This is a genomic window from Rheinheimera baltica (assembly GCF_030731985.1).
Lineage (GTDB): Bacteria > Pseudomonadota > Gammaproteobacteria > Enterobacterales > Alteromonadaceae > Alishewanella > Alishewanella baltica.
Genome location: NZ_JAPJDY010000001.1, coordinates 616112 through 626807, shown reverse-complemented (window position 1 = coordinate 626807; position 10696 = coordinate 616112). Strand labels below are relative to the sequence as shown.

The 10696-nt window shown below is 47.7% G+C and carries 8 protein-coding genes and 1 pseudogene; 1 reads left to right on the top strand and 8 read right to left on the bottom strand.

The window, feature by feature from the left end; genetic code table 11:
- The coding region (locus ORJ00_RS02905) for a transposase (RefSeq protein ID WP_306138936.1) at positions 1 to 666 on the top strand (666 nt) is incomplete at its 5' end.
- A 435-nt stretch (positions 667 to 1101) separates the two neighbouring features.
- Here ORJ00_RS02905 and ORJ00_RS02900 read toward each other — a convergent pair.
- The 8 genes and pseudogenes from ORJ00_RS02900 to ORJ00_RS19050 form a co-directional block, all read right to left on the bottom strand.
- Entirely contained in the window at positions 1102 to 1650 is a 549-nt protein-coding gene (locus ORJ00_RS02900; protein WP_306138935.1) for a hypothetical protein, read from the bottom strand.
- Positions 1651 to 1764: 114 nt separating this feature from the next.
- Positions 1765 to 3054: a group II intron reverse transcriptase/maturase gene (gene ltrA, locus ORJ00_RS02895; RefSeq protein WP_306138934.1), complete on the bottom strand. Its 1290-nt coding sequence runs from the start codon at positions 3052 to 3054 to the stop codon at positions 1765 to 1767.
- A gap of 482 nt (positions 3055 to 3536) precedes the next feature.
- Positions 3537 to 3704: a hypothetical protein gene (locus ORJ00_RS02890; protein WP_306138933.1), complete on the bottom strand. Its 168-nt coding sequence runs from the start codon at positions 3702 to 3704 to the stop codon at positions 3537 to 3539.
- Positions 3705 to 3883: 179 nt separating this feature from the next.
- Positions 3884 to 4573: a molybdopterin-synthase adenylyltransferase MoeB gene (gene moeB, locus ORJ00_RS02885; protein ID WP_306138932.1), complete on the bottom strand. Its 690-nt coding sequence runs from the start codon at positions 4571 to 4573 to the stop codon at positions 3884 to 3886.
- A 311-nt stretch (positions 4574 to 4884) separates the two neighbouring features.
- Positions 4885 to 5565 carry a Fe2+-dependent dioxygenase gene (locus ORJ00_RS02880; protein ID WP_306136513.1) on the bottom strand — a complete coding sequence of 227 codons (681 nt, stop codon included), beginning with the start codon at positions 5563 to 5565 and terminating at the stop codon, positions 4885 to 4887.
- A 58-nt stretch (positions 5566 to 5623) separates the two neighbouring features.
- Positions 5624 to 7921 (bottom strand): TonB-dependent receptor, encoded by a 2298-nt coding sequence (locus ORJ00_RS02875; RefSeq protein ID WP_306136514.1) that lies wholly within the window; start codon positions 7919 to 7921, stop codon positions 5624 to 5626.
- A 156-nt stretch (positions 7922 to 8077) separates the two neighbouring features.
- On the bottom strand, positions 8078 to 9409 hold the full coding sequence (locus tag ORJ00_RS02870) for a bifunctional GNAT family N-acetyltransferase/carbon-nitrogen hydrolase family protein (RefSeq protein ID WP_370304632.1): 1332 nt from the start codon (positions 9407 to 9409) through the stop codon (positions 8078 to 8080).
- A gap of 70 nt (positions 9410 to 9479) precedes the next feature.
- Positions 9480 to 10662: pseudogene (locus ORJ00_RS19050) on the bottom strand (transposase); the annotation flags it as partial.
- Between the last annotated feature and the right edge of the window lie 34 nt (positions 10663 to 10696).

Here is a 10696-nt window from a genome sequence, read left to right as displayed (position 1 = left end):
TCTGCCCGTGACTTACTGCGCCGCCGCACCCGTATTGTCCGCCATGGCGCTGATTTAAAAGCTCACGTCAAAAACACCACCAGCCAATATAACTTACCACCCAATGACCTGAACTTACGCTACCCCAACGCGCGTGAAGCTATGCGCAATCGCTTTGATGATCAGTTCGTGCAGCGCAATATCGATTTGGATTTAAACATCATTGCTTTTTACAACCATGAACTCAGTTCTATTGAATGCTTTATCGAAAAGCATGCCAAGCACCACAACGGTAGTGATTACCATATCCTTACCAGCTTCCCTGGCATTGGTCGCATCCTGGCACTGACCATACTTTACGAAGTAGGCAGCATCAGTCGCTTTAACAGTGTGCAGGATTTTGCATCCTACAGTCGGCTTATTAAGTGTAAAGCTGAGTCTGCCGGAAAAAGCTATGGCACTCAGGGTAATAAAATTGGCAATGCCCATCTAAAGTGGGCCTTCGGTGAGATTGCCGTGCTTTACTTGCGCGGTAACGACAAAGCCAAATCTTACTTACTCAAGCTACAAAAGCGCATGAGCAAAGCCAAAGCGCTCTCAGCACTGGCACATAAAATTGGCCGTTGCGTGTACTACATGCTGAAAAATCAGAAGGTGTTCGATGAGAAACGTTTCTTAGCCGGTTAAGTCGCGGGACAAGGTGAGCTGAACGTCTAACTGGAACACCATGGCTGATGCTCAAATGATGGTTGGGTAACCCTTAGCAATAAGCTGAATCACCCGCCTTCTGGCACACTGCCGTAACCAGGTTGCTTTGATTAGACACCTTGTCGCCGCGCACACCCATCAGCAAGATGGTTTGCACCTGTGCTGAGCCTGAAACTAACTGGCTTTAAGCCCGACGCATTGAATAGTGCCAGCAACAGGTTAACCGATGAATGTCTGGTGCCCCTGCTGTCAGCAAGGATGCTGAAATCAGCAGGCACTCATTGAGCATGAGATAAGAGAGCCCCGATATGTGTTTGTTGCAGGCTATCGCCTGGCAACCATGATGACAGATGAAGCAGAGTATCTTGCTGATGGAACAACAAACTAGCCGCTAACGCGGCCAGAAGAGCGGTTTTACCTATTGACTCCGAGAAGGCTCATATGTGTTATGTTCTTCTTTATGGTAAAAGCTCCTCTTCCGGAGTTACCGCTCCATTCGCCATCACGCGAATAAACTTTTGTTGGAATATCCACAGGGGTCTTGCCGTTTATTTCTATTGTGAAAATTCCATTTTCAGAATGCCGAATATTCAGGTCTATTTTCTGTTCAAATGCGATGTTATCCAAGAGATTAACTTTTTTGACTAGTACCTCCTGTTCATAGACATAAGCATTCAAAAATAACTCGGTCTCATCTCCCTCTATGTAAAGATGGAAAGAGTCATAGCCAGGGATCCCAAGCCCATAGTATTTGTCAATTAGCGCAGCACCACCAGTTTTAGGCTTAGGGTAAATAAAAGTATACCCACCCTTATACTTCTTGTTTGAAGGAGTCGCGCCATCAATCGCGGAGATCGTCAATTCATACGACGAGTTAAATTCGTCATTTATATTTGCGCATGCATTAAGTACAGCGCAAAGAAGCATCAAAACAATTACAGAAAAAGAGATTCTAAGTTTCATAAGAACAATCGTGGTAGAACGACCCATTACTGAGCCGCCCCCACACAGATCCGGACGTGCGGAATTACCGCATCCGGCTCTTCAGTTATATATTCACTCGTGTAAAACACGCCCTTAATACCAGTCAACATGGATAATTCGCTTACCCACCCGTGGTTTCTCAATACCAAAATACATTAGCATCTGTTTGAAATTACTCCAATTATAACTTCGCCTGCCGCTTCGCCTATTGAGCCACTTGAATAAGCTCTGTAGTACATAGCTGTATAGTCTGTCTAAGCTTCGGCTGTTGTTTGGTAGCCCAAAGTAATTTCGATATCCCAGCAATTTGCGTTTGAGTTGCGGTAGCCACAGGTTCAGTTTTATTGAACGCTTGGCTTTGATGTACTGGTAGAACTCGTTTAGGCTCGACCGTAGCTTTTCCGCTGCGGTACGTCGTCTTGAGCGAGGCCTGCCCTGTGCATCTTTTGCCCAGTAAAAGGCAAAACCCAGAAACACAAATTGCCGTTTACGGCTGGGATGAAACCGACTAAAGCGCAGCAGTGAGGTTTTATCCTCTGCCACCTCTAAGTTGAATTTCTTCAGCCGTTTTGGCAGTACCTTGTAAAAGCGCTCAGCATCATTGGCGTATTGAAACGCACACACAAAGTCATCAGCATAACGAATTAACATCGCCCTGCCACGCATCCTCGGTTTTACTTGCTTTTCAAACCATAAATCCAATGCGTAATGCAGGTAGATATTCGCCAATACGGGGCTGATGATGCCACCTTGCGGCGTGCCACTTTGCGGGCGTTCGAACTGCCCTTCCGGTGATTTTATCCGGGCTTTCAGCCACTGGCTAATCACATTCAGAATGGCGTTATCATCAATACGTTGCTTGAGCATTCGTATCAGCCAGTCGTGGTCTAAGTTGTTGAAGAAGCCTTTGATATCGGCTTCAACAATATAGCCATACCCTCGGTACTGGAGATTAAGCACCGTGCTTTCTACCGCCTGATGGGCGCTTTTATTTGGCCGGTAGCCATAACTGTTGGGCAAGAAGTCCGCTTCCCAGATATGTTGTAATATCTGGCTCACACTTTGCTGCACCAGCTTGTCGTCTACCGTTGGCAAGCCCAGTGGGCGTTGTTTGCCATTCGCCTTGGGGATAAACACTCGCTTTATGTCATTGGCACGGTAGCGTTTATGCTTTAGTGCATCGCTTAACCGGCTAATGTGGCTTACAAGCTGCTGTTGGTACTCCGGCATCGTAATGCCATCCACACCCGCTGCGGCTTGTTTATTGAGTTGCCCCCAGCTTTGATACAGGCAGTCTTCACTTAGCAATCCGTATAAATTCTGAAACCTGTGCCTGGGGTTGTGCTGTGCTTTAAATGTGATTGCGTTTAGTTCGGTTGTCATAGCAATTCCAGCCCTACACTGTCCGGCCTATGTGTCTGCTAAACGCAGGATATAACTGCCAACCCCTTCGCCATGTGAACGGCGTTACCGTCTCAGACTACTATGGGCGGGTCTGACTGCCAGAAGGTCATCGTTGGCCTTGCTTGTGGCTTAGCGTCTCTACCACTTCCTTATGGAACACTTCTGGCTCTCTCAAGTTCCTGATACATCTCTTTAATCATGCCACGGCTTGATAACTCCGCTGACTCGTCACAGCCTCACTTTAACGGCTGCTTTGCATGGACTTCGGTGGCGTTACAAACCTCGTCAGTCAGATTGTGCTTATCGAAGCGATACCAACCTTCAGGGACACGTATCCCCTGTGGCCTAACTAATTCTCTGTGTACGCTTCACCTATCTTGTTCGTCAGTAAAAAAATACTGGCTCCGCCATAGGCGCAACACTCGATACGGGTGGTCAGTTACACCTTACCCGACAGGGACTTACACCCTGCAAGATGCATCAAGCTTTGCTTGACGCACTAACGCCCGCCAATCGGTGCGCGCCTGACCGCAAGCAGTCAGCGCCGGATCTTTACCTTCGGTGTGTTTCTCTGCATGGCGCACCAAATACACGGTGTTAGCCAACGCTGGCGTTGGCTGCAGCGCCATGTAGATGCCCAGCAAGCAAGCCATATTAATGGCTATGGCGGCAGTTTTTTGCAGTTATCGAAGCTTCATCTCAACCCTTTTTAGTTTGTTAGCGGCTATTTAACCGCGTTATTTTCTCTGACCAGCACAGACACTGCAACGGCCATCTTTATTCAGGCGAAACTGGCGCCACTGGCTGGTTAAGCCGTCAAACAGCTGTAATTTGCCATACAGCGGCGTGCCGACACCAGCAAGAATTTTAAGGCCTCCAGCGCCTGCATAGTGCCGACAATACCAACCACAGGGCTTAAAATGCCAGCTTCCATACAGGTTAGTTGCTGCTCGCCGAATAGCTGACTTAAGCAATGATAGCAAGCGTCGTTGCCCTGCATGCTAAAGCTGGCTACCTGACCTTCAAAACGGATTGCTGCACCAGATATCAATGGCACTTTGGCGTTAACGCAAGCGGTGTTAATCGCATTGCGGGTGACTAAATTATCAGTGCAATCGAGCACCAACGAATAGTGTGGCACCAGGGCAGCTAATTCCGCGGCGTTTAAACGTTGCGCCAGTGCCTGAATGTCTATTTCAGAGTTCAGCTGTCTCAAGCTTGCTGCCGCTTGCCCGGCTTTGCTCAGGCCAATATCCGCTTCGCGATACAGTATTTGCCGCTGTAAGTTGCTGCGCTCTATAGTGTCATCATCTACCAGCGTAATGCTGCCCACGCCACTGGCGACCAGATAAGGCGCGACCGCGCAGCCTAATCCTCCCATGCCAATCAGCAGCACTTTGCTTGCCAGCAGCGCTTCCTGACCACGAAAATCCATGGCGGGCAACATTAGCTGGCGGCTATAGCGCATGGCTTGCATCTGGCTGAGTTGTTGCGTCATCAGTATCTTACCAACTTATTCTTGCCTTAATTGATGCACCAGTTTAAGTAAGTTGATTAATTTCAGCAAATTAACCCGCATTTTACTGGCAAAAAGGCATAAAAAAAGCCCCGTTTGGAGCGTGTTCAATTTAGTCTGTGTCGTTACTCGTCTTTAAATTTCGCTTAGCGTGCGCTGGCATAACCTGCTGCTCCACGGAGAAGTAAATCAATGACCCGCGATGGATAAACAAGTACTACGCCCGTGCCAATTAAGATGTTTTTGCGACCGTCTACTGTTAAAAAAACGTCTGTTTTGGTGATACACCGGCACTAAACCCTGGCGTGCTGGCGGATCAGGTTGTGGTACACGTGATGTAACCGGTCTAATTCATCGCGTGAAATGGCTTCATTTTGCATTAAAGACTGAATGCTTTGGTCTAGCTGGTATAGCGTTTCACGCATCTGGTTATCTGCAATCATGCTTTGGATCCAGGTTATCGCAGCCAGCCGCGTACCCGCAGTAACCGGGTTTACCTTATGCAGTGACCCTGAGCTGTATAAAACAGCATCTCCGGCTTCGAGTTTGACATGCTGATAACCAAATTCGGTTTTAATAACCAGTTCTCCCCCGTCATATTCATCTGGCGAAGATAAGAAGGTTGTCATTGACATATCTGAGCGCATCACTTCGCTGCTGCCCGGCAAGCGCATAATGGCAGCGTCAACATGCAAGCCATAGGTTTGTTGCTGTCTGTAACGGTTAAAGCAAGGCGGAAAAATACGGTGTGGCAGTGCTGCTGAAATAATCTGCGTATTGTGGCCATATTTCGCCAGTAAGGTGTTGGCAAGCTGTTGCACCTGCGGATCGGTTGGGTCGGCCTGGCCATTACGTTTTACTGAGGCAGCCATCCCCATAGCGGTACTTCTACCATCCTGCCAGCGCGCTTGTTGAAGCTGCTGGCGAAACACACCCACCTCATCCGAACTTAAAAGCTGCTTTATAAAAATCAAAGTGGCATTCCTGCAAATACTACGCCCGGCGTCTTACAGATACCGGGCGTTAGTGAGATTAAAACTCGTAAGTCAAAGTAGCACGCACCGCGCGGGCATCACCCAGGTACATAAAACTGCCTGAACGGTATGCCGCTGTCCAATACTCTTTGTCTGTCACGTTTTCTATATTTAAACGTAAAGTGGCCGCTTTTGACAGGTTGTAGTTGGCAAATAAGTTTGCAGTAGCATAACTTGGCACCACGATGCTGTAGTAACCATTTTGCGCATCAAAGGCCGCGGCGGAATCGGGTTGACCACCGTACATTTCGCCTTTGTAGGTATAATCGCCACCAAAAGCAAAGTCTTCCGTTAACTGGTAACGCAGCTGGACATAAAAACTTTTATCCGCAAAGTTACTTAACTCTAACCCCAGATTTTGCGGGTTAACCGACTGAGTAACCTCAGACTCCATCAAGGATGCACTGGCCTGAATACTCAGTTTATCTGTCAGGTTTCCGTTGATCGCCAGTTCAACACCCCTAATTCGGTTTTCACCGGTATTTAAGGTTCCAAGCGTAGAGTAAGCATCGCCGACACTTTCCATCACGTCAGACTTGGTGGTTTGGAATACCGCTGCGGCGAAAAACAGTTTCTCGTCGAGTAATGACCATTTGGTACCAAACTCAATGTTTTCTACAGTTTCCGGGTCGGCCAGCGCCGCTTGCTCCGGGTCACCACATAAGCCGCCGTAACCGCAGTTTGCGCCAAGATCAGACTCACCGCCGTTAATATTGGTTGCAGTAGCGTAACTCAGATACACATTAGCGTCGTCTGTCAGGCTGTACACTACGCCCACGTGTCCATTGTAAAAGTGGTCTGTGTAAGCATACAGTAAGTTGTTATTGCCGCTGACCACATCATTACTGTAATCAATATTGTCGATACGCGCGCCGGCAAATAACTGCCAGTGTTCGTTAATTTTGGCTGTGTCCATTACATAAAATGCGATAGTTTGCGCGTTAAACAACGCATCAGAGCCGCCTTTACTGTAGGTTCTGCCAATAATGCTGCCCGCTTGCGGGTACACCTGGCCATTTGGATCAAGTAAACAATACCCTTGACTTACACCACCGCGGCCGCTGAGTGTGCAGTTTGTCGCGCCGTTTGCAGTAATGTTATATACCCCGTTGTTTACTTTCTCATCGGTAAACTCAACACCAAACAACAGTTGATGCGCAACATCGGCAGCCTCTACATCCCAGAACAGATTGAATTGGCTGGCAAAGTATTCCACATCCTGCCAGCCCTGATGGGTACTGAGCGTTATGGTATTAGCCCCTGGTGCATCGGCATCGCTGGCATGGCGCACTGTGCCGCGGGCGCCGGTAGATAAATAGCCATTTTGCGTTTCACCATAACGAGTAGCGTTATAAAACCTTAAACTATCGCTGATGTCATATTCGGTACGTAATGTATAGGCGCTAACGTCTGAGTTTAAAAAATCTTCGTTTTGGGCATAAACCGGGATATCCGATACCGGTTTTCGGGTATCGAGGTCAAAATAACTGCCTAAGTCAGGCGTATCTTCTGCCTTTAATGTGTAATAGTCGGCAAAAATACGGAGATCGTTCACGTTGTCATACAAGCCTGATAACAAGGCGCCACGACGGCTTCGTTCAATACCGTCACGATTTGGTGCCTGCTCTTCAGTGTGTAGCAAGTTAACCCGTGTTGCGATATTGCTGCTTATCGGCGTGTTGTAATCCAACACCAAACGGTGATGCTCATCGGTGCCTATTGCCGCATCGATACGGCCAAAGTTATAGGCTGTAGAGGCTTTTTTGGTGATACTGTTAACCGCACCACCCGACGAGCCGCGCCCGGCAAACGTTGAGCTAGGCCCTTTGGTTATTTCAATCTGCTCGGTGGCAAAGCTTTCCCGGGTGGTCATACCCGGGTCACGCAGACCGTCGACAAACACATCTGAGCGCGCTTCATGGCCACGGATAATATAGCGATCACCAAACGCATTACCGTTCTCACCGGTGCCTAAGGTTACGCCAGCCTGCGCGGCAAGAATGTCTTTTAAATCGCTCTTGCCTGATTCTTCAATCTGATCTTTGGTCAACACGGTGATGGTTGCGGGTGTATCGACCAGCTCTGCTAAACGGCGAACGTCGCCTGATTGTTTAACGCTGTATACCGAAGTACGTACGCCGTGCACCTTAATTAGCTCTATCGCTTCGTCTGTACACGCTTGGGAATTTGCATTGCAGTGCTCGGTTGTTTCGGCAATGGCAGGAGCCATTAGGTTAAATGCAAAGGCCGTCATTAATGCTTGTGAGCCAAGCATGGAAATTTTTTTTGTAGCCATAGGAACTTATCTGCCTCTTCCTGATAAAAGTGGCATGATAATAATTCGCAATTACAACAGTGTAAACACAATTGAGAATAATTTTTATTTGCGCAGCTATTTTTCTGGCATCCGCAGCGCCAGCCTGACTGGCCCCTGCATAAGTTTACCTAACTATCAGGATATTTCCTTTTGTACCAGTGACAAGCGATACACATCATGACGCCGGTCTTTCATGGTATTAACACTGCCATGGGTATGCAGCTCTTTTAACGCATCCAGGTCAACATCAACTATTAATAGCATCTCTGAATTGGGTGTGGCTTCTGCTTTAATGCCGGTAGTCGGAAAGGCAAAATCCGACGGGGTAAACAGTGCCGACTGCGCATACTGAATATCCATATTATTTACCCGCGCCAGGTTACCCACTGCGCCAGCAATAGCAACATAACACTCGTTTTCTATCGCGCGTGCCATGGCGCAATGCCGCACCCGGGTGTAGCCATTTTGCGTATCAGTTAAAAACGGTACAAACAAAATATTCATGCCCTGATCGGATAGCAAGCGGGCATATTCCGGAAACTCGACATCGTAGCAAATCATAATGCCGATTTTGCCGCAGTCGGTATCAAATACCTCAACCTTACTGCCGCCAGTCATCGCCCAGTTGCGTTTCTCTGCTGGCGAAACGTGTACCTTGTCATACTGCTCCCAACTGCCGTCACGGCGACATAAAAAGCCGCTGTTATACAGTTTGCCGTCAATTAAATACGGCATGCTGCCGGTAATAATATTGATGTTGTAGGCGATGGCAAATTCGATAAATTTATCACGGATGGTTTCAGTATATTTTGCCAGCTGGCGAATGCTTTCGGTCACGCTTAAATGGTTGTAGTGCTCCATTAAGGGCGCAGCAAACAATTCAGGAAACAGGATAAAGTCACTTTTGTAATCCGATACCGCATCAACAAAAAACTCCATCTGCTCAAACAGCTGATTAATGTCTTTCATATTGCGCATTTGCCACTGCACCAGCCCCAACCGTACTTCAGCCTTGGGCACATTGATCAGCTTAACTGACTTGGTGTAGTAAATATTGGCCCATTCCAGCAAGGTGGCATATTCCTGCGACTGAGTATCACCACGCAGATAACCCTTAAGTAATTTGCGCACATGGAAACCATTGGCCAGCTGAAAACTGAGTACCGGGTCGTGGATTTCCCGCACTTTTACTTTTTCAATATATTGCTTGGCGCTGAGTTTATCGGCGTAGTCGGTATAGTTTGGCATCCGGCCGCCAGCCATAATGGCGCGCAAATTCAGGTTTTCGCATAGCTCTTTGCGGGCATCGTACAAGCGCCTTGCCAAACGCAGGCCACGGTAATCCGGATGAATAAACACCTCTATTCCGTACAACACATCGCCGTTGGGATCATGATTTTTAAACGAAAAACCCGTGACTATCTGATCATAAGTGTGTTCGTCGCTAAATTTACTGTAATCAATAATTAGCGAAAACGCACAGCCGACTACTTTACCATCGACACAAACACACAGCTGGCCATCGGGAAATTTGGTTAAAGGGTAACAACTCCCCTGCAGGGCAAATACAGGTCATTGCTATTGGGTCAAACGTAAAAGCACTGGAGGGAATAATGGCTTTCTGCCCCTTAGCTGTCGGAATATGCCGTTTGCCGTACTTTTTCTGTTGCTCGCTAAACTTCGGGTCACGTTTTCTAAACTGGTTATCCGGGATGAAGCCATTAATTTTTTGCAGGTATAGATAACTGTTGTTGGCTTCATTGGCAAAGCCGGTGTCGGCCGTGACTATGGTGTTATTGGCAAAGATGTTGTCGCTAATCCCCATACTTTTATAGCGCTGTTTTATCTTTTCCAGCACCGGCACTAAGGTGTGATGCTCTTGTCCTTCGCCAAAGGCTTGCGCATCCACAATGATTTGATGTTTTTTATCCACCGCCGCCACGCCGTTATAGCCCTGAATGGTGCCTTTGCTGGTGGTCATTTTGGCTGACTCATTATCGGTGATATTACTTTTCACTTCCTTGCTGCGTTTGCCCTAGCCCATCCGTGGACTGGCGGTCTTTAGAAAGACGGTGATTTTGTCATGCGCTTTATTTAGCGTGTCGATACTTTGTTGATGCCTCGCTTTGCGTACTTCATCAGCATTGGCTTGCTCATCCAGCTTTTTATGTTGTTCCAGGTGATAACGAATTTGCCGCTTTAATTTATCCCGCTTCGCCGCCAACTCCTTAAATGTGCCAGACCACTCCTTAGCGGCGTTAGACGACATTTTGCAGCCCGGGGCTGGCCTTCCAGTCTATGGCAAACAACTCATTGCCTAATAATCCCTGTTGATGGCAGACCAGCAGTACCTGTTCAAACAATTGCGCAATTTGCACCGACGAGCTACTGACAAAGGCGGCTATGGTCGTAAAGTGCGGCACGGTGTCGCATGACAGCGCTTTAAAGATGATATTGGTTTCGCAGCACCATTGAATTTCCCGGCTGGAGGTGATGCCCTTGGAATAAGCAAACAAGATGATTTTCAAAAGCACTGCTGGGTCATACGCCGGACGGCCGTTATCTTCATTCTGGTATTTGCTGTGAAATATCGACAGGTCCAGCTTGTTATCAATCAGGTAATGGATGGCGTGTTCAAAAGTGCCAGGCTGCAGTTGGTCGAGATAATTAATCACCACCATGGCACTTTGGTTGTAATCGTAAGGGATGTATTTAGGCATTAGGTGCTGTCCATTTTTTAATCAGACAACGCTA

Bases quoted from the DNA above. Each gene is read 5' to 3' on its own strand.
- ORJ00_RS02900 (WP_306138935.1), bottom strand. From the start codon at position 1,650: ATGAAACTTAGAATCTCTTTTTCTGTAATTGTTTTGATGCTTCTTTGC.
- ltrA (WP_306138934.1), bottom strand. From the start codon at position 3,054: ATGACAACCGAACTAAACGCAATCACATTTAAAGCACAGCACAACCCC.
- ORJ00_RS02890 (WP_306138933.1), bottom strand. From the start codon at position 3,704: ATGGCGCTGCAGCCAACGCCAGCGTTGGCTAACACCGTGTATTTGGTG.
- moeB (WP_306138932.1), bottom strand. From the start codon at position 4,573: ATGACGCAACAACTCAGCCAGATGCAAGCCATGCGCTATAGCCGCCAG.
- ORJ00_RS02875 (WP_306136514.1), bottom strand. From the start codon at position 7,921: ATGGCTACAAAAAAAATTTCCATGCTTGGCTCACAAGCATTAATGACG.